Raw genomic sequence first — 20,263 nt, 5'->3', positions numbered from 1 at the left:
CGCCTATTATAACGGAGGGAGATGAGACTTTTTAGTTGGGCAAAACGTGCGCCGGCTCATGATAAACGAGCGATCGCGCTTGATATCGGCACTGAATTTGTCAAAGCCTTGATTTTTGAAGTCGATGGTTTATCGGCTAAAGTTGTCGGTGTTGGTAAGCAACGTCAGCGTTTGGCGGATATGCAGGGCGGCACCGTCACCGATATTCATGGTGTGATTGAAAATTGCGAGGCCGCGCTGGAACGGGCGGCAGAACAAGCAAACTACTTGCCCGATCAAACGATTGTGGGCATTGCTGGCGAGCTCGTCAAGGGCACTACGACAACTATTAAATACGTTCGTCCCGAACCCTTGGCTAAGATCACCGGCGAGGAGTTGCAGGAAATTCTCGGTCGTGTCCAAAATCGCGCTCACGATCGCGCTAAGGCGCTTTTAGCCTGGGAAACTGGTCAGGCTGAAATTGATGTTCGACTTGTCAACGCCGCCATTGTTGATGTCCGAATCGATGGCTATAAAGTAACGAATCCACTCGGTTTTCAAGGCCGCGAGGTGCAGGTTGGCATCTATTCTGCCTTTGCGCCAATTGTTCACTTGGGCGCGCTTCAAACGATTGCCGAGGAGTTGAGTCTCGATCTTCTCTCGGTTGCGGCAGAGCCTTACGCCGTTGCTCGCATTACCGGACCTGAAGAATCGAGCGAATTCTCGGCAATTTTTATCGATGTCGGTGGCGGCACAACTGATCTAGCGGTGGTTAATAACGGCGGCTTAATTGGGACTAAGATGTTCGCGCTTGGCGGCCGGGCTTTCACAAAGCGAATCATGAACACTTTTGGCACAACTTTTGCCGAGGCCGAAGCGCGTAAGCTGGATTACACCGCTGGCAAACTCGATAAAAAAGACGAGACAGCAACCAAGGAAGCGCTCGCGACCGATGTCGACGTTTGGCTTTCGGGGATAGAGCTCACTTTAAGTGAGTTTACAAATGTTGATTTGCTCCCTTCAAGAATACTCCTTTGTGGTGGCGGCAGTAACCTGCCGGAAATTAGCGAGGCGCTCAAGGAAGCGACTTGGGGCAAACACTTGCCCTTTGCGCGTAAACCTTTGATTCATTTTTTAAAACCGAGTGAGATCTCAACTGTGCAGGATATTACCGGTGAGCTCAAAACTGTTCAGGATATTACCCCAATGGCGCTGGCCAATTTGGCCATTGAGCTGGTTGGTCGATCGACTGTGGGTGACCGTGTAGTTCAGCGCGTGGTAGGATCATTGAGAGTCTAATATGGACGATATTCTTTATCTTGAAGCTGATGAAGAGATTACTTCGGTTGTAGATAAGCTCAAAAATTTGCCTGGCAAGCAGATAGCGTTAGTTTTACCTAAACGCGCCCAGCTAATTAGCAGTATCGTCAACCTTAAACTCTTAAAGCGCGAGGCGGAGCGGCTTAAAAAGTCAATTTCAATTGTCACACACGACAAACATGGCACGGGTCTTGCCCTACAGGTGGGTATTCCAGTTTATGCCTCGGTCGGCGACGATCAGCCTATTAGTGCGCCGCGTATGCCAAAGCCAGCAGTTGACGACGTGATCGATCTTGATGATCGGCCGCAAACCGAAGATGAGGTGGTCGGACCAGCGCCGGTGCCGGTGAAGCGTTACGATGCGTCGACGTCCAATATTAAAACCCCCGCACCTGCTCATCCCAAACCGACCCCGCTTGGCTCGAAGCCATCATCAATTGCGCCGAGTCAGCGTTCAGGATGGATGCAGAAATTGGTGGGTGCAAGTTTGTTGCTGGCTGTGACTCTCGCCGGCATTTGGTTCTTCGTTTTCTATCCGCGCGCTATCCTTATCCTAGGTGTTCAAAGCGATCCGCTTACCGACACCGCGAGCATAGTCGTTGATAACAATATTGACGCGATTCAGAGTGACACAGGTCATATTCCGGGCCAGAAAGTTCAAGTCGAAACCACGGTTAAAGAAGTGTTTGAGACAACGGGAAATAAAGAGGTCGGCGCAAAAGCAACCGGCACGGTTTTAATTAGTAATCGTTTGGGCGAAACGGTTACGGTGCCCAGCGGCGCCACTCTCTCCCGAGATGGTTTGCAGTTTGCCACCCTCGACGAAGCGACTGTCTCGGCGGCAACGGTTAGTCTCGATATTTCAGGCGACGTCACGGTCAAGCCTGGCAAGGCAACGGCAAGAGTTGAGGCGAGCGTCGTTGGAGGCCAATTCAATCTTGACGCTGGCAGTTTCACACTGACAAGTTTTTCCGGCACAAAACAAGAAAAAGTGACGGCGGAAAATACTCAAGCTTTTACAGGCGGCGAGAGTCGAACTGTGAAAGTTGTCACCGAACAGGATATCGAGGCCGCCCGCACTTCGATCGGAGAAAAATCGAAAGACAACCTGTCTGATCAGTTGAAGCGTGAGGCAAAAGAAATGACTGTCTTGGCAGATGCCATCGATGTGAGCGTTGTCAGCGCGCAATCTAGCAAGGCCGCAAATGACGAGGCAGATAATTTTGAACTCGAGGCGAAGGTGCGGGCGCGCAGTATCGGTTTTCGGGTTGCCGAGTATCAGGGGATGGTGTTGGCGCTCATTGGCAAAAAATTGCCTCCCGATAAGGAGTTGGTAGTAACACAAGAAGACTCCATGGAAACCGAGATTGAATCCAAACAATACGATCAGGGATTGCTCGCGCTTAAAGGCACGCTGAAAACTGAAGTGGCCCAAAAAATTGATGAAACGGCGCTCAAAGAGCTGGTCGCCGGTAAGACTAGCATCCAAGCCGAACAAATTCTTAAAGATCAGCCGGGCATTACACAGGCAAGAGTCCAGATTCGTCCGGCTTTTCGAGGCTCGATTCCACGGTCGGTTACTCAAATCAAACTTGAGCGGGCAAGGGAACACAACTAATGAGTATTCTGGCTCTCGATTTGGGTGCAAAGCGGATTGGTGTCGCCGTTAACCCCGTCGGAAAAATTGTCCTCGAACTGTCGACTTTAGCCCAGACTGAACTAACAATGCAACTCGATCATTTTATCGAGGAATATCACATTCAAACCCTTATCATCGGGCGCACTCGTTCCGGACTGCCCTTGGCGCAAAAAATTATTGCCGACTTGGCTAAAGAGTATCCCGGACTTCAGACTGTCGAATTAGATGAAACTTTAACCACGAAAGAGGCGGAGCGACAACTGGCGCGCGAAGGGGGTGGAGACAGCGACGCGCGCGCCGCTCGTCTGCTTCTTGAGCAATATCTGAATCGAGCATGAAAGCCCTCAAACGAATTTTAATAATCATGAGCGGTTTAGGTTTTATTGCCTTCGGCGGACTGCTTTGGTGGGGATGGCAACAATTTCAGACTCAACCTTCAGCCGAAGTGCAAAAGCAAGTCGAAATCACAGTGTTATTCCCTGAAGGCTGGCGGATTGAAGAGATGGCCGCCCGCCTAACAGGTGAAAAATTGATCACCAATCCAGGCGAATTTTATTCAGCCCTCTCAATGCCCGATCAATTCGGTCAACTTTTTCCTGATACTTATCGATTTGCCGAGAGCGGATCGGCTGACGCGATCGTCCTCAAAATGCTTGCAAATTACAAAAAGCGAATAGCGGGTTTCACAGTTGGTTCTGAAGACTTAATTCTCGCTTCAATTGTCGAGCGGGAAGCGAAACATGACGAGGATCGCGCCGCAATTGCCGGTGTATATGCAAACCGGTTGAAACTCGGCATGAAACTCGATGCCGACCCAACCGTTCAATATGCTAAAGCAAATGAATTGCACCTAAAGTGCGTGGCAGAAACCTACGAGACAGGTGCCGACTGCCTCGAAGTTAATTGGTGGCCGGTGTTATTAAGAGCTGATTATTTGAGTATTCAGTCACCTTACAATACATATTTAAATGCGGGTTTGCCGCCCGCGCCGATTAGCAATCCTGGTTTAGCTTCGATTCAAGCGGCGCTTAAGCCAGCCGAGCATGACTATCTTTATTTTATCACCGACAAAGAAGGCAAAGCGCACTTTGCCAAAACAATTGCTGAACATCAGGAAAACATAGTACAATACCTACAGTAATCTTACTCATCGCTCGAAAAGGGGGTTGGAGGCGGAAGTGCTGAAACGACTGCGCGGATTAGTTGCTCACGATATTGGCATTGATTTGGGCACTGCAAATACGCTCGTCTATATCCGCGGCAAAGGGATTGTAGTAAATGAACCCTCGGTGGTGGCGATCAATCACAAAACTAAACAAATTCTGGCGATCGGCGATGAAGCGCGCAAAATGGTTGGGCGCACACCGGCGCACATTGTGGCGATTCGGCCACTTGTAGATGGGGTGGTCTCTGACTTTGAGGTCACCGAGCAGATGCTCAAGTATTTCATCGGTCGAGTACAGGGTCCGCGTTGGCCTTTTTTTTCGCGACCACGCGTTGTGATCGGCATTCCTTATGGCGTAACCGAGGTTGAACGGCGGGCTGTTGAAGAAGCGGCGCTAAATGCGGGCGCTCGAGAAGTTTTTTTGATTGAAGAGCCGGTCGCCGCGGCCGTAGGTAGTCGGATGCCAATTCAGGAGCCAGGCGGTAATTTTATCGTTGACATTGGCGGCGGCACGACTGAAGTCGCGGTCATTTCTTTGGGTGGAATTGTCGCCAGCCGTTCGCTTCGGATTGCTGGCGATGAGCTGAATGAGGATATGAAATTATATGCCCGGGAGAAATTGAATTTATTGATTGGTGATCGCATGGCGGAAGATATCAAGATCAACCTCGGTTCGGCTCTGCCCTACTCGGAAAAGCCGGAAACGGTGCCAATTCGCGGCCGCGATCTTGTGAGCGGTCTACCGCGTGAGCTTCTTATCACCGAGAGTCAGGTACGCGAGGCCTTGAGTAAATCAGTTCAGCAAATTCTAGCCGCCATAAAAGTAACACTTGAGGAAACGCCGCCGGAACTCGTAGCTGATATTATGCTCCGAGGGATTACGCTCGCTGGCGGCGGCGCGCTTCTGCGTGGTCTCGATCGTCTAGTCCAGCAAGAAACTGGCACAGAAGTTCATGTGGCTGAAGATCCGCTCACAGCGGTAGTGCGCGGTACGGGCATTGTCCTTGAGGATCTCGATCTACTTCGCCCCGTTCTTATCGAAAACACCCATGAGCTTTAGCTTAAACTCATGCCACGAACATTAATGCTTATATTTGGCGTTGGTGTGTTTGGAATGTTAATTTCACCAGTCTTAAATCCATTAAGAGAGAGAGCGGTAGCTTTACTCGCCCCTGCCAAGGGCCCAACCAAAATAGCGAGTCGGAGTCGTTCTTTTTTTCAAGCCTTGAGAGAGGTGAGCGATCTTCGCAGTCAGCTTAAGACTGCCGAGGAACAGAATGCATTTTTAAGTAGTCAGCTTGCCGAGGCGCGTGAAACTTTGCGCAATGAGCGAGTGATACAGGCTGAAATGAAAAAAGCAAATGAAATCCCGGGGGTGGATTTGTTACCAGCGCAAGTCGTGGCGCGTTCGCCAAGTAAAATGCTGGAGGAAATTGTGATCAATGTGGGTGAGCAAGATAAAATTCAGGTTGGGTCGCCGGTGATTAGCCAGGGTTTTTTAGTGGGAACAATTGATTTATTGGGCGCGAATACGAGCACTGTTCAGTTACTCACGAGTCCGTCGGCATCACTCCCGGTTGTGCTTGAAAAATCACGCGGGCAAGGTCTTTTGAGGGGCGGCTTTCGTGGCCTTGTGGTCGACTCGGTGCCAATCGATGTGACAACTACCCAAGGTGAATTTGTTTATACGAGTCCTTTAGGCGATCTGGTGGTTGCCGATATCCCAGTGGGCACAGTTGATAGAGTTATCTCAACTGAATCCGAGATTCTTCAGCGGATTGCGCTGACGACGCCAGTCAAATTTACTTCATTAGAAGAGGTTCTTGTTCTCAAGGCAGATCATTAAATGTACTCTCCAATAATTTTATGAAAATTCAATGGCTTATCGTCGCTCTCATCGCGTATATAACAGTACTTGCGCAAACTGGGCCCTTGGCTGCTTGGCCTTTGATGGGCGGACAGCCAAATCTGATTGCGCTCGGCGCTCTGCCTTTTTTAGTGCTTGGTTATGCAGAGTTGGGTTTAGGCTGGATTTTAATTGGGAGCGCCCTAATCGATTTAATTTTGCCGCTTCGTTTTGGAAGCACGTTTTTACCACTTTTACTGGTCTACAGTAGCCTAGGCATCTTCTTGAAGCGCGAGATCCAAACTCCTCCTTGGTGGGGTGTAATTCTGATGGCTTTAGTTTTAGTTGCCACCGCCGAGCTGGTTTTGGCGTGGCGTCAAAATGCTTGGGAGCAGTTTTGGTTAGATTTGCGCGCCGCCGGAATTTTAAGTTTTCTTGGAGCTTGGCCACTCCTTCGCTTTCAATCTAAACATCAACACAAACTCATCTTTCGGCCCTAGCTTCGAGGTGGAGAAGGAATCGGATGAACTCAATTTTCGAACCTGGAAATCAACTTGGTAAGTTGCCCGAACCCGCCCATGAATTTGATTGGAGTGAAGGCTTAGAGGGTTCCGGCTTGGAGAAAGAACGAGAACGTCCAAATCTTACAGGTTCTTTTTTAGGCGTTGCTTTGCTCATGATTATTTTAATCGGTCGACTTTTAACTTTGCAAGTTACCCAAGGCGCAAGCCATCAGCTTTTGGCTGAAGGCAACCGCATTCGAAGCCGCGAAATTCAACCACCGCGAGGAGTGATTTTGGATCGTACGGGCAAGGTGCTTGCCAAAAACGTCGCCGCGTTTGCGCTCGAACTGACGCCTGCCGATCTACCGCACGCTCAAATTGATCGCGATCAAGTTTATACCCAAGCCGCTCAAGTGACCGATTTTTCAGCCGAGGAGCTCCGCGAGCGAGTCGAAAAGGAGGGTCTGCGTTCACTTACCCCAATCATTCTGCGAGAGGGAGTGGAACATACTGACGCGATTTTGCTTAAGGTAATGCTTAAAGATACGCCTGGCTTGCGAGTTGTGGATCGCGCTCGCCGCGAATATGCTCGAGCGCCTGGTTTGAGTCATATTTTGGGTTATACCGGTAAAATTACAGAATCGGAATTAAATACGCATCCAGACTCTTCGATGAATAGTTTAACCGGACAGGCGGGTATCGAACGAGAATACGAAGCATTGCTGAAGGGCAAACGAGGCGCCGAGCAAGTTGAAGTCGACTCGAGGGGTTATTTTCAGCGAATCGTAGGCGCGCAAGAACCAGTTTCAGGGGATACACTGGTACTGACACTCGATCTGCCGCTTCAGCAAAAATTAGGCGAGATACTTGAGAAAAAAATCAGTGAAGTTCAAAGCGATTCAGGCGCGGCGCTTGCGCTCGATCCGCGTGACGGCAGTATTCGTGCTCTGGTCAGCTTACCTGATTATGACAACAATGAGTTCTCTCTGGGCTTGACAGCTGAACGTTACCAGGAATTGACTGAAAATCCACTCAAGATATTCTCAAACCGAGCTATCGGCGGCGTCTATCCTTCTGGATCAGTCATTAAACCCGTGATCGCGGCTGGTGGTTTAGCCGACGGCGTTATCACTGAAACAACAACGATTAATGCGCCCGGTGAAATTACGATCGGCGAGTTCAAGTTTCCAGATTGGAAAGTGCATGGCTGGACCGATGTTAAGAAGGCAATCGCGGTTTCTTCTAACGTTTTTTTTTACGCCGTTGGCGGTGGCTGGGAGCAAATTCGCGGTTTAGGTATTGAGCGGCTTGATTATTACCTAAAACTCTTTGGTTTTGGCAAGAAAACCGGTGTGGATCTGCCAGGTGAGGCCGCGGGTCTTGTGCCAACCCCTGAATGGAAACAAGAAGTTAAAGGCGAAAAATGGTTTCTGGGTGACACCTACCACCTTGCGATTGGCCAAGGCGATTTAATAGTGACGCCAATTCAGCTGGCCACAGCGATCAGTGCGATCGCGAATGGCGGCACTCAAATTACGCCCCATCTGCTTTGGAAGGATCAGCCGACCGATGGTCGGGGTGGGCTTGCGCCACCTGGCGCTCGAGTCGAGGGTATGCTTTCAGATACGACATTACGCATTGTTAGAGCGGGGATGCGAGAGGCAGTTTTAAGTGGTTCGGCGCGCCGACTCCAATCTTTGCCGGTTTCCTCGGCCGCTAAAACCGGTACCGCCCAATTTGGCGCCGAAGACAAAACGCATGCCTGGTTCACAGCCTTTGCGCCCTCTGAAACGCCGGAATTGGTAGTCGTCATTTTGATCGACGGCGGCGGCGCTGGCAATGAGGTGGCATTGCCGGTTGCAGAAGAAGTTCTTAAGTGGCATTTTTCCCGTCCGAGCGAAGAGCGGCGATAAAATCCTGTATAGTTAGATGTATTCCCCAATAACCTTTATGCCTAAATCGTCTCGAATTTGGCTCCATCGAATACTCGCCTCGGTCAACGTAACTCTCGTTACGTCTCTCTCGACTTTCATTCGTTTCGCTCAAATTCAAACCAATTTCGAGCATAAAATTATTGGGGAATACATCTAATGCAAGCATGCGTACGTTTATAGCTATCGCTCGCCTAACATTTATAGAGCATCTAGCTTATCCTTCATCATTCTTTTTTTGGGTAATTACCGATGCGCTCATGCCCATGACGCGCTCGACTTACTAACTCCGCATGAATACGATCTAACCATTCAACAACCAACGCCAATGCGTGTATGATCTAAACCAGTACATCCAATTGACTTGATCGCGATGAGAATTTATACTACTCCCTATTCCTAATCGTTTTAGAGAAGAACAGAAGAGGTTATATGACTGTCAATCAGGTAACGCCGGAAGGTTATGAAAAGCTTAAGCAGGAACTGCAAAAACTGAAAACCGTTGATCGGCCTGTGATCATCAAACGGATGGCAGAGGCGCGTGAACTTGGGGATCTTAATGAGAATGCCGATTATCACGATGCTCGCGAACAGCTCGCTTTTATTGAGGGGCGAATCGCAGAGCTTAAGGTCATGCTAAAACGAGCAGAGATCGTTGAGGCCGTAAGTGGCGCCGGCGAAATTCGGATTGGTAGTACGGTGCGGGTGGTTGATGGCAATGGCAAGCCGGCGACATACGAGATTGTTGGCTCAAATGAAAGCGATCCGCTCAATGGCAAGATTTCTTCTGAATCGCCGGTTGGTTCGGCGCTTGTGGGGAACAAAGCTGGTGAGACAGTTGATATTAAAACGCCGGCAGGCCTAATCACGTACACTATTCAAACAGTTGCTTGACCTGGTAATCAGGAGAGAATGTTTGGTATAGTACCAACATGAAGGTATTTTGGGCGGCAGAACGAGCCGAGCGAGTTAGTAAGCGCCACGCGCCTCCCTACGTTGTTTCTGACTGGAAAACACCTTCCGGTCACATCCATGTCGGCGCCTTGAGGGGCGTGCTTCTACACGATGCTGTTACTCGCGTTCTGCGCGAGCGCGAGTATGAGACGCGTTATATTTATGGATTTGATGATTTTGATCCATTCGATAAAGTCCCAGCCGACTTTGACCCGGCTTATGAACAGTATCTCGGAATGCCAATGCGCTTTGTGCCAGCGCCCGATAATAAAAATCGTCCATCAAATGGTGTTGTAACTTTCGAAAATAATTTTGGACGGTATTTTGCCGATGAATTTGAGATGGTTTACCGCTCATTGGGCGTTGAGTCGGAAACCCTTTACAGTTCTCGTGAATATGAACAGGGCACGTTTAACGAAGCGATTCGTCTTGTGCTTGAGCACGCTCAACTCGTTGGACAGGTTTATAATGAGGTAGTCAAGCATCGAAGCGCTGATCGTGTTGGGAAGGCGCTCTTGCCCGATTACCCGGTGAATATTCGTTGTGAGGCCTGCGGAAAAATTGCGAGCACCGAGATCATCGCGTGGGATGGAGAGCAAGCTGTATATCGGTGTGGCGACACTGCCGAAGCGTGGGCTAACGGTTGTGGTCACCAGGGCAAGAGGTCGCCCTTTAATGGCGGCGCCAAACTGCCTTGGAAAATCGAGTGGGCGGCTAAGTGGTTCGTCTACAAAAGCGATATCGAAGGGGCGGGCAAGGATCATTACACCAAAGGCGGATCGCGCGATGTTGCCGGGGCTGTTTTTGAGCGACTTTTCGCACCTCAATTAGAGCGAGACTATGAGCGTGTGCCGGAAGATTTATTTTATGAGCACATTTATTTGGACGGCAGAAAAATGAGTACGTCAAAAGGCGTTGGGGTATCGGCCACTACCTTTACCGCCCAGGCGCCGGCTGAAATTTTGCGCTTGCTTATGATTCGCCCGCGGCCGAGGACTGGCATTGAATTTCGCACCGATGCGGATCAGCTGCCAGATCTCTACGATGAGTATGATCGCTTGCTCCAGATTTTTCATAAGAATCGTACTAGTTCAGAGGGCGCTGTTTACAAAGCGGTACGCTTAGAACCTTCGAAAGAAGCCCCAAAATACGTTGTGCGGTTTCGAGTGTTAGCTAATTTAATCCAACAGCCTGCTTTTGCAATTAAGGCCTATGCTGAAGATGAGAAAAACTCACCTTTAACTCAATCTGAAAACGCTGAACTCAACGCACGCGTCACCGCCGCCCAGCGCTGGCTCGCGCAATTTAAGGGTCGTAAACTTTTTAACTTTCAGTTGACACTGCCTAAACTTGAACTTTCAGACCACCAAAAAAAATTTCTCGAGGATTTAGCTCAAGCTTTGGCGGATACAAATTGGGTTAGCGATCAACTAACAGAAGTAATACGGGTTTCTGCAAACAAGACGTCACTTGAAGTTAGAGAAGCCTTTATGACACTCTATCAAGTATTGGGCGGCGTCCGCTCTGGCCCGCGACTTGGCGCTTGGCTCGAGGCTGAAAAAGAACAGAAAGAGTTGATTCTGGCACGTCTAAAACAAGCATCGACATGAATTTATGAGGTAACAATGTTAGATATCGAGTTTATTAGGACCAATTCGGAAAAGGTGAAAACAGCGATCGCTCAAAAGGAGCTGGCGCTTGATCTTGATGCGTTGCTTCGCATTGATGAATCGCGTCGCAAATTAATTACTGCGCGCGATCGTTTACTCGGTGAGCGGAACAGATTATTGCCCGAGCAAGCCAAAGAGCATGGCCCGATGCTCAAACGAGAGCTCCAGGCACTAGCTCCAAAAATAGCCCAGATTGAAGAGCGTTTTCGGGAACTAATGTTACTTGTGCCGCAAATCCCTTCACCTGAAGCCCCGGTGGGTGACGAGTCAATGAATCGAGTGGTTCGGGTTGAGGGTGAGCCGCCAAAACTTGGGTTTGAACCAAAAGATCATCTGACCATTGGTCGCGAGCTTGATTTAATCGATACCGAGCGCGGGGCAAAAGTTGGCGGTTTCCGAGGTTATTACTTAAAAAATGAGGCTGTGCTTTTACATCAGGGTCTTATGCTATTGGCGCTAAGGTTGATGCGCGAACACGATTTCACGCTTATGGTGCCGCCGACGATTGTGCGTGAGTTTGCGCTGGTTGGTAGCGGCCACTTTCCTTCAGGCCGGTCAGAAATTTACCAAGTTGGCAACATTACTCGCCTAGAAGATGTCAATGCCAAAGAACGCCGCTTTCTTGCTGGAACAGCCGAGCCAGCTCTTTTATCTTACTTTGCTGGCGAGACGTTTAAGGAGCAAGATTTGCCCAAGAAGGTTTGTGGGGTCTCGCAGTGTTACAGAAGCGAAGCGGGCAGTCACGGCAAAGATACTAAAGGATTATATCGACTGCACGAGTTTTTGAAAGTCGAGCAGGTAATCCTATGTGGAGCCGATGAGGCTGAACAGGAAAAATTGTTTAACGAAATGCTCGCTCTTGCTGAAAAGATGCTTAAGCTTTTGGAACTGCCTTATCGCGTTGTTGATATCGCTACGGTTGAGATGGGCGTCGGCAAGACGCGGATGCATGATATTGAGACTTGGATGCCCTCGCGTCAAAGTTATGGCGAAACGCACTCTAATTCTGCCCTCGGCGACTGGCAGGCGCGCCGGTTGGGTATTCAATACCTCGACGCAAAACGGCAAAAGCGCTACGTTTACACTCTCAACAACACCGTCATCGCTTCGCCGCGAATCCTGATTGCGCTCCTGGAAAATCATCAAACCGGTGATGGCTCGATCAAAATCCCAGCCGCCCTGCGTGAATATCTTGGAGGGATTGATAGTTTAAGACCAAAAAATCATTAGGAGGCTGAATGCAAGTAACTTTCAAGCTTCTCGATAAAGAGCATAAGCTTAATCGATCGCTCCAAGATTCGGCAGTTAAACTTTTTGAAAAACTTGATCGATATGTTCCCGAACCCACGCAACTTGATCTTCGTGCCGAACATATTCACAGCACTCGAAAAGGTAAAACGCACTATGTGCATGTTGCCGTGGCGGTCACCAAGGAGCCAAGGACATTCCACGCTGAAGCATTAGCGGAAGATTTTCGCACCGCCTTTGATCGACTTTACAAGAAAACCGAGAGATATCTTCGCAAGCGTCATGATAAATTAATTAAGAAAAGTCGGAATGCGGAGCGTAAAATTAGAATACGTGATTGGCTCTCAAGCACACTTTCGACTCCTCGCAGACTCCTCGGTCGTTTTCGAAGGCGTAGAGAATGACAAGTCTACTGAAAAAACTTTTTGGCGATCCAAACGCTCAAGAGCTTAAAAAAATCCAGCCACTCATTGATACGATCAACGCACTCGAGTTGAAACTTGAAAAATTTTCCGGCCAGGAACTTAAGGAGCAGTTTAAAAAACATTTTTTTGACGTTCGTACAATGAGTAATCTGGAAACCCAGAAGAGCTTTCTTAATGAAAGACTACCCGAGGTATTTGCGTACGTTCGTGAAGTGAGTAAACGTACCTTGGGTCTGCGACATTTTGACGTTCAGTTGGCAGGTGGAATCGTTCTTCATCAAGGCAAAATCGCTGAAATGAGAACGGGTGAGGGTAAGACTTTAGTGGCAACTTTGCCGCTCGTTTTGAATGCCCTTGCCGGTCGGGGCGCTCACCTAGTAACGCCGAATGATTATTTGGCAAAAGTTGGCGCTCACTCAAACGGCCCGCTCTACACTTTTCTGGATTTATCGGTTGGCGTGATTGGCCAACAGGAGCAGAGCTGGCGCTACTCGCCGGAAGCAACAGAAAACAGAAAACAGAAAACAGAAAATGATCTGAAATCAGATATTCCAAATTCAAATTCTGATTGGCCAAATCTAGTGCCTTGCACTCGCGGTGAAGCCTATGCTTGCGATATTACATACGGCACGAACAATGAATTTGGTTTTGACTATCTGCGTGACAATATGGCTGTCCAACCCGATCGCCTGACGCAAAGAGAGTTAATTTTTGCCATCGTCGATGAAGTTGATTCTATCTTAATTGATGAAGCTCGCACTCCACTCATCATCTCCGCCGCGGCCGAGGAATCTGCGGATTTATATGCTAAATTTGCCCAAATTATCCCAAAGCTCGCGATCAATACAGACTATCTTGTCAACGAAAAGGAGCGTTATGTAACGATGACTGATAGCGGCATTCACAAAGTCGAATCAGCGCTAGGCGTTAAAAATTTATACGCTGACACAACCGTCCACTTGGTTCACCACCTCGAAGAAGCGCTCAAAGCGCAGGCTCTTTTTCAGCGCGATCGCGACTATGTAGTTAAAAATGGCGAGGTGATTATCGTTGACGAATTTACGGGTCGACTGATGCCGGGTCGGCGCTACTCCGAAGGTTTACATCAGGCAATTGAAGCGAAAGAAAAAGTTAAGGTGCGCCAGGAATCCAAAACCATGGCCACAATCACATTTCAGAATCTTTTTCGCATGTACGGTAAACTTGCTGGCATGACCGGTACAGCCGCGACTGAAGCCGAAGAGTTTGCAAAAATCTATAATCTGGATGTCGTCGAGATTCCAACCCATCGGCCCATGATTCGCCTTGACCACGATGATGTAATTTATAAAACCGAGAGCGCCAAATTTACAGCTATTGTCGAAGAAATCAAACGTCACGCTCAAAAGCAACAGCCGGTGTTGGTAGGGACAATCTCAATTGAAAAGTCTGAACGTCTTTCGAAACTTTTGAAGCGCGCGGGCATTAAGCACGACGTGTTAAATGCTAAACAACACGAACGCGAGGCAAAAATTGTTGAGCACGCAGGCGAACCAGGGCGTGTAACTGTGGCGACTAATATGGCAGGGCGCGGCGTTGATATTTTGCTGGGCGGCAAAAAACCTGGCCTGGGCGCATCTAAACAAGATATAACTGCCTGGGAAGCGTGTCACCAAGAGGTCCTATCAGCGGGCGGTCTAGCCGTGATTGGCACTGAACGTCACGAAGCTCGCCGCATTGATAATCAACTCCGTGGTCGTTCTGGCCGCCAAGGTGATCCAGGGGAGTCGCAATTTTACGTTTCTCTTGACGATGATTTAATGAGGATCTTCGCCGGCGATCGCCTCAAGAGCATGATGAATCGACTCGGCCTTCCTGATAATGAACCGATTCGACATAAGCTTATAACGAGTTCCATCGAGCAGGCCCAGCGGCGGGTTGAGGGGCATAATTTTGACATTCGCAAACATTTGGTTGAGTACGACGATGTAATCAATCAGCAACGTGAAGTTATTTATCGCAAGCGACGCAGAATTCTCCTAATGAATGTGGAAACTGATCGTCGGCTTCATGAGGAAGTGCTCGAACTTTTACACCCCGATGAGATCGAGGATTTTAAGCAAAAAATAATTTCAGTTGACGAAGCGCAATTTTATTCTTTGGAACGACTAATTTATTTGCGCACAATTGACGCTTTGTGGGTCGACCATCTTTCGACTATGCAACACTTGCGTGAAGGCATCGGTCTTAAAGGCTATGCTCAACGCGATCCGCTTGTCGAGTACAAAGATGCGGCTTTTGGCCTCTTCACAAAATTAAAAGACGAGATAGAAAATCAGGTTGTAGAGATGTTGATGAAGCTCGAAGTGAGAACAGCAGAGAGTTCGCAGTCTCAAGCAACTCCTCGTGTCACAATGAAATTAGAACACAGGGATGCCACTTCGTTGTCAACTAGACCGACATCGCCCACAGCGCCACCAAAAAACAAAGTTGCCATTATTGTTCGCGGACCGGGCGCTAGTGTTTCGACTGTCGTACCTAAACCTATTAACACACCCAACCCCTATGGCAAGGTTGGTCGCAACAACCCTTGCCCATGTGGATCGGGCAAAAAATTCAAAAAATGCCACGGGGCTTAAATACTTATCAGGTTAAGAGGAGGCAGTATGGGGAATGAAACTAAAATCCCAACACTTGCGCGTGATGTTGAGTTGCTTTATGAAATTGGAACACTTCGTCACCTAGATCGGGTGTGGAAGCAGTTTCTTGGCCCCGAGACGGCGAATTGCGCCGAGCATCTCTTTCGGGTCGCGTGGATTGCGTTTACGATTGCCAAATTAGAAGGCGCCGGCGATCACGAAAAAATTTTAAAGCTGGCGCTTTTGCATGATGTGGCTGAAAGCCGCACGGGGGATGTGCATTATCTTTCTCGTCAGTACACCAAGCGAGATGACGCGCTGGCAACGCAAGATACTTTTGATGGCACAATTCATGAAGCGGAGATGTTGGCGCTTGCTCAAGAATATGAATCGAGGCAAAGTATTGAGGCAAAGATTGTTAAAGACGCCGATAATATCGATGTTGAGCTTGAGTTAAGTGAGCTTCGCAAGAGGGGGCACTCGATGGGTGAAATCTGGATTGAAAGCCGAAAGAAAAATGTTTATCCGACTCTATTTACGAAAACAGCTCAAGCTTTATGGGATCAAATTGTCACGGCTGATCCTCACGCTTGGCATTTAACATCAAATCGCAACCGCTATGTTGCTGGCGATTGGCGAAAAGATAGTTCGAGCTAAAACCGAAGCAGGGGATTAAGATCTACCTACCTGGAAAATGCTTAATATGGTATAGTCAATTATCTTTTCGATCTCATTTCTTCCTCATTTCGATTTATTATGAAATCTACTCACCTCTACATTGACGGGCAAAATTTATTCGCCCGAATTAGGAGTATCTTGCGGCGGCGAGGCTTATTAAACGATCTTACTCACTATGATTTTTGGGGACTTTTTAATCATCTATTCAAGAATGAAAATGTTGATCTAGCAACCTTCTATTTTGCCAAACTGCACTCAAGCCGACACACTCAAGAAAAGTCCCAGGAATTAATTGAACGCGAAGCGCAACTGCGCAAACACCTGGAACAGCAAGGTTTTCGCTATATTACTGGTGGAAGCGTGCGGAGTCGAGTTCGTAACGACGGCATAACATTTGAAGAAAAAGGGGTCGATGTTCGTATTGCCGTCGACATCTTGCAAGATATTTACGAAGACAAGGTTGGGAAAATCATTCTCGCAAGCTCTGATTCTGATCTTCAGCCGGTGGTTTATGCTGCTAAAGCCAAACACATTCCAGTTGTTTATCTCGGTTTTCAGGTTCGGCCGAATCGTGGTCTTATATTGACCACGGATCATACTCTTCTCGTGACAAACGATGACATCGCGCATTTTATTATATATACAAATAATCAAATGGAGTAAAAATGGCAGTTGATCTACAAACTCGTTTACAAGTTGCCAAGCAAGCCTCATTTATTTCCGGTGACGAATTACGCCGCCAATTTGAGGGTGAGTGGCATAAGGGCGATCGAGACAAGGGCGTTCTTGAGGCTGACAGAGTAAGTCGAGAGGCGATCCGAATTTTTTTAAGTCAGGTATATCCACGAGAGGTCATCTGGGGGAAACAGATGGGTGAGGCGCCGGCCAGTCCGAGTTTCTGGGTCGTTGATTCGTTGAATGGCGCTGAAAATTTTGCCACTGGCGATGAGCATTTTGCAACGACTGTTGCCTGGGTTGAAAATGGGGAACCTTTAGTTGGGGTAGTCTCGGTGCCAAGTAAGCGGTGTTTGTATACAGCTATCAAGGGCGGCGGCGCTTTCTTCCAAGATACTCGCTTAACTGCTCGAACAACATCTCGACTTGAAGATTCGTATGTTCTTACCGGTTTTGGGCACGGAGCGGGTCGCGATCGAGGTTTTGAGGCCGCAATGCTTATTAAGGACAAAGTCCGGCAACTTAAAACCCGCGAGGCGCCCGCACTGGAAATCTGTTCAGTTGCGGCTGGTATCCATGATGCTTTTTTGCATTTTGATCTTCAGCCATGGGAATGGGTAGCGGCACGTTTGATACTCGAAGAGGCGGGCGGCAAACTAACGGACATCAATAACCAGCCGATGAAGCTCAAGAGTCGTGCCGCTCTTGCCTCAAATGGGAAATTACATGCTGAACTGACACAACTTCTAGGGGGTCATGCTTGAAGATTGGCGGGCACGTCTCGGTCGCTGGTGGGGTCGATTTAGCCATTCAACGCGCTCTTTCAATTGGCGCTAATTGTTTTCAAATTTTTGTCACCTCGCCGCGCCAGTGGCGCCAAACCGTGATTACCGATCAGCAAGTAAGGCAATTTAAGCTGGGCATTGTCGAACATAATCTCGCGCCGGTTTTTATTCATGGAATGTACCTGGTGAATTTGGCAACAGACAACCAGGAGCTTCTAGAAAAATCAGTCGATGCCTTGGTACATGCCTTAACTGTCGCTGACCAAATCGGCTCTCAAGGTGTAATTTTTCATATTGGTTCGCGCAAGGGAAGAGACGCTGATGAGGCTATCCAACAGGTTATTAAGGCAGTCGATGAAGTTCTTCATCGCGCACAAGGCAAAAGCCAGTTAATTATTGAGAACACCGCTGGCCAAGGTGGCGTAATCGGGTCGAATTTTGAAGAACTTGCGCTGATAGTAAAAGGTGTTAACTCCCAGCGAGTCAAGGTCTGTCTTGATACTTGTCATCTTTTTGCCGCTGGTTACGACGTTCGATCCCCAGAGACGCTTCGCAAGTTATTGAAGGATTTTGATATAGCTGTGAGTCTTGAGCGTTTGGCAGTGATGCACGCCAATGATTCAAAATTTGAACTGGGACGCCACCGCGATCGTCACGAAAACATTGGTGAAGGCGAGATCGGTCTGGCGGGCTTTAAGGCAATGTTGGAAAACCCGATACTTTGTAAGCTTCCTTGGCTTCTCGAAGTTCCTGGTTTTGATAATACTGGCCCAGATAAAAAAAATATCTCAATTCTCAAAAATTTAGTGGTTAGATAAGAAAAACGACGCCTCGGAGGCGTCGTTTGCGAAAATCCTCCTTTACAGTGAACCGAGTGATCTCCAAATTGCGGATCGAACCTCGGATTCGATTGCCAGATTGAGATAAATTCGATTCGGGTCAACCCCCCAATTTTTGAGACTGGCCCCGAGCTGAACATGCCAGGTAGCTTGGCTAAGAATTTCTAGGCTCCAGCCCTCGAGTTGCCCCCCGCGTGTCTGACGCGGGACAATTATCAAGGCACCGACTTCTCGAGATTCATAAATCGCCGATGAGATTGCGTTTGCAATCCTCCCATGAAAGCTGGTTCGCCTCTGGTCGGGTTCCTGGGCAATGTAAACTCCTCCAAAAACTTGTCGCGCTACCCTTGACGTTGTAGATCGAATGAAAATCTTATGATCAAGATTGTGGCGGACAGCGGCAAGTACTTGATTGAAGTAGTAAGGGCGAACATAGATGGTAATACCATCATAGTTGTCCCAGCGGGACTTGAGAGTGCAGACTTTGGTTCTCAATTTGAGGTCCAAAGTGGCAAACAGGCGAACGATTTTATCGATGTAGATCGGATAAAAACTTCGCCGCGTATTCAAGTAAAGTCGGATGAGATTCGGATCGGGATCTTGCACGAGTCTCACGCCGCCGTTGACATCGGCAAAGAGCCACTCTTTCTTCCGAATCCAGCTCACGCGTTGATCAAGCTTTTGCCACTCGGATAAATTGAGTTGCTCGCCTAATTTAGGAAGATCACTGTCCAGTGTCGGCGGGCTCGATTGCGACTTCGGACAGCCGATGAGGCAGGCGTACATATCATCGAACGTTGGAGATTGCCAGGCTCTTGTGACATTTACGATAAAGGTTTGAGCTAGCCAATCAGCCAACTCAACATGATTCCGCATTTTTTCTTCCTCCTTTTTCTGACCAAATTTTAAAGGTTGCCAAACTCTGATGTTTACCAAAATTGCTCTCAAAACACAAGAGCGGTGACCAGCTTTGAGATGCCGCAATATCGAAAACGGGAAAAGTGAGAATGTCCTAATTTGCTTTAGCTAGTGAATGAGATTATTCTAAAAATAGATGAAATACTGGTACGGGCTATTGTTATTGGTGATAGCCATCGGTGGCATTGTCGCTTGGTGGCTCAAGAAACCTGAAGCAGAGGATGCGCGTTTTCGTGTTGTAACCACGTTTCATCCTCTGACACTGCTTACAAAACCAATCGTAGGTAATCTTGCGCGCGTTGATCAAATTATTCCTTCCGGCCAAGAAGTGCACAATTATCAGCCGACACCAGCCAATCTTGCCGAGCTCAAGGCGGCCGATCTTCTGATTATCAATGGCGCTAACCTAGAAACAGAATGGCTGGAATCGCTTTTGGAATCAGTTGAGCGATCAGATTTACCAATTCTTGAACTTGAGAGTGTGCTTTCTCAATCGATTCAACTCCTTGAGGGCGAGGAAGAGGGCGTGGTTGGAACCGATCCTCATCTTTGGGTTTCACCCAAAAATGCCACTCTAATAGCGACCGCTATTCTCGAGGCGCTCTCTGACAACGATCCAAATCATGCCATCAATTACCAAGAAAATGCCGATCAACTTCTAGCACAACTTAAATCCCTCGATCAGGAAATTACCCAAGCTGTTGCTCAATTTTCACAGAAGAAATTTATTGCTTTTCACAGCGCCTTTCAATACTTTGCGCGTGATTATGGGCTTGAACAGGTAGCGGTTATCGAAGCGACGCCGGGCGAAACCCCGACTCCCGGGACCATCGCCGAGATTCGTTCAATTGTTGAGTCGAATCAGCTCAAAGGACTCTTTACCGAACCCCAATTTTCGCCGGCGCTTGTTGAGCAATTGGCGCAGGATCTAGGTATTAAAATCGCTGAACTCGATCCGCTCGAGACAGGGAATGAAAATGAAAGCTATGTTGAAGGCATGAGGCGCAATCTCGCTTCTCTTAAATCAATTCTTCACTAGTCGTGTGACCAGGAATTTGTTATCCTATAAA

20 protein-coding genes are annotated in these 20,263 nt (G+C 48.2%); 19 read left to right on the top strand and 1 reads right to left on the bottom strand.

All coding sequences use genetic code 11. The features are described from left to right. Nucleotides 1-21 precede the first annotated feature (21 nt). The 18 genes from pilM (at nt 22) to HYW32_01525 (ending at nt 18,254) form a co-directional block, all read left to right on the top strand. Nucleotides 22-1,278 carry a pilus assembly protein PilM gene (gene pilM, locus HYW32_01610; protein ID MBI2589704.1) on the top strand — a complete coding sequence of 419 codons (1,257 nt, stop codon included), beginning with the start codon at nt 22-24 and terminating at the stop codon, nt 1,276-1,278. Between the two features lies 1 nt (nt 1,279). Beyond that, complete coding sequence (locus HYW32_01605) at nt 1,280-2,917, top strand: hypothetical protein (protein ID MBI2589703.1); 1,638 nt, start codon at nt 1,280-1,282, stop codon at nt 2,915-2,917. Continuing rightward, nucleotides 2,917-3,276: a Holliday junction resolvase RuvX gene (ruvX, locus tag HYW32_01600; GenBank protein MBI2589702.1), complete on the top strand. Its 360-nt coding sequence runs from the start codon at nt 2,917-2,919 to the stop codon at nt 3,274-3,276. The genes HYW32_01605 and ruvX overlap by 1 nt, the downstream gene beginning before the upstream one ends. Continuing rightward, nucleotides 3,273-4,079, top strand: a complete 807-nt coding sequence (mltG, locus tag HYW32_01595) for an endolytic transglycosylase MltG (protein ID MBI2589701.1) — start codon at nt 3,273-3,275, stop codon at nt 4,077-4,079. The genes ruvX and mltG overlap by 4 nt, the downstream gene beginning before the upstream one ends. 37 nt (nt 4,080-4,116) lie before the next feature. Continuing rightward, entirely contained in the window at nt 4,117-5,163 is a 1,047-nt protein-coding gene (locus tag HYW32_01590; protein MBI2589700.1) for a rod shape-determining protein, read from the top strand. A 9-nt stretch (nt 5,164-5,172) separates the two neighbouring features. Beyond that, nucleotides 5,173-5,949, top strand: coding sequence for a rod shape-determining protein MreC (locus HYW32_01585; protein ID MBI2589699.1), 777 nt, complete (start codon nt 5,173-5,175; stop codon nt 5,947-5,949). A gap of 20 nt (nt 5,950-5,969) precedes the next feature. Continuing rightward, complete coding sequence (locus HYW32_01580; protein ID MBI2589698.1) at nt 5,970-6,449, top strand: hypothetical protein; 480 nt, start codon at nt 5,970-5,972, stop codon at nt 6,447-6,449. 23 nt (nt 6,450-6,472) lie between these two features. Beyond that, a complete protein-coding gene (gene mrdA / locus HYW32_01575) occupies nt 6,473-8,365 on the top strand; it encodes a penicillin-binding protein 2 (protein MBI2589697.1) in 1,893 nt (630 codons plus the stop codon). Nucleotides 8,366-8,402: 37 nt separating this feature from the next. Next, nucleotides 8,403-8,543 carry a hypothetical protein gene (locus HYW32_01570; GenBank protein MBI2589696.1) on the top strand — a complete coding sequence of 47 codons (141 nt, stop codon included), beginning with the start codon at nt 8,403-8,405 and terminating at the stop codon, nt 8,541-8,543. A gap of 272 nt (nt 8,544-8,815) precedes the next feature. After that, nucleotides 8,816-9,277 carry a transcription elongation factor GreA gene (gene greA / locus HYW32_01565; protein ID MBI2589695.1) on the top strand — a complete coding sequence of 154 codons (462 nt, stop codon included), beginning with the start codon at nt 8,816-8,818 and terminating at the stop codon, nt 9,275-9,277. 38 nt (nt 9,278-9,315) lie between these two features. Continuing rightward, nucleotides 9,316-10,947 carry a lysine--tRNA ligase gene (gene lysS / locus HYW32_01560; protein MBI2589694.1) on the top strand — a complete coding sequence of 544 codons (1,632 nt, stop codon included), beginning with the start codon at nt 9,316-9,318 and terminating at the stop codon, nt 10,945-10,947. Between the two features lie 15 nt (nt 10,948-10,962). Next, nucleotides 10,963-12,237 carry a serine--tRNA ligase gene (gene serS, locus HYW32_01555; GenBank protein MBI2589693.1) on the top strand — a complete coding sequence of 425 codons (1,275 nt, stop codon included), beginning with the start codon at nt 10,963-10,965 and terminating at the stop codon, nt 12,235-12,237. 8 nt (nt 12,238-12,245) lie between these two features. Next, nucleotides 12,246-12,659, top strand: a complete 414-nt coding sequence (locus tag HYW32_01550; GenBank protein MBI2589692.1) for an HPF/RaiA family ribosome-associated protein — start codon at nt 12,246-12,248, stop codon at nt 12,657-12,659. Next, nucleotides 12,656-15,298, top strand: coding sequence for a preprotein translocase subunit SecA (secA, locus tag HYW32_01545; GenBank protein MBI2589691.1), 2,643 nt, complete (start codon nt 12,656-12,658; stop codon nt 15,296-15,298). Before HYW32_01550 ends, secA begins: the two co-directional genes overlap by 4 nt. A 27-nt stretch (nt 15,299-15,325) precedes the next feature. Further along, on the top strand, nt 15,326-15,955 hold the full coding sequence (locus tag HYW32_01540) for an HD domain-containing protein (GenBank protein ID MBI2589690.1): 630 nt from the start codon (nt 15,326-15,328) through the stop codon (nt 15,953-15,955). 99 nt (nt 15,956-16,054) lie between these two features. Continuing rightward, nucleotides 16,055-16,639, top strand: a complete 585-nt coding sequence (locus tag HYW32_01535; protein MBI2589689.1) for an NYN domain-containing protein — start codon at nt 16,055-16,057, stop codon at nt 16,637-16,639. Between the two features lie 2 nt (nt 16,640-16,641). After that, entirely contained in the window at nt 16,642-17,415 is a 774-nt protein-coding gene (locus HYW32_01530; GenBank protein MBI2589688.1) for a hypothetical protein, read from the top strand. After that, nucleotides 17,412-18,254, top strand: coding sequence for a deoxyribonuclease IV (locus tag HYW32_01525; GenBank protein ID MBI2589687.1), 843 nt, complete (start codon nt 17,412-17,414; stop codon nt 18,252-18,254). The genes HYW32_01530 and HYW32_01525 overlap by 4 nt, the downstream gene beginning before the upstream one ends. 42 nt (nt 18,255-18,296) lie before the next feature. On the opposite strand, the gene HYW32_01520 is transcribed toward HYW32_01525, so the two are convergent. Next, nucleotides 18,297-19,151 carry a hypothetical protein gene (locus tag HYW32_01520; protein MBI2589686.1) on the bottom strand — a complete coding sequence of 285 codons (855 nt, stop codon included), beginning with the start codon at nt 19,149-19,151 and terminating at the stop codon, nt 18,297-18,299. A gap of 178 nt (nt 19,152-19,329) precedes the next feature. On the opposite strand from HYW32_01520, the gene HYW32_01515 reads away from it, so the two are divergent. After that, entirely contained in the window at nt 19,330-20,232 is a 903-nt protein-coding gene (locus HYW32_01515) for a zinc ABC transporter substrate-binding protein (protein ID MBI2589685.1), read from the top strand. Nucleotides 20,233-20,263: the final 31 nt, after the last annotated feature.

Source organism: Candidatus Berkelbacteria bacterium (assembly GCA_016187225.1).
GTDB lineage: Bacteria > Patescibacteriota > UBA1384 > JACPKC01 > JACPKC01 > JACPKC01.
This window is presented reverse-complemented; position numbering and strand designations above follow the sequence as displayed.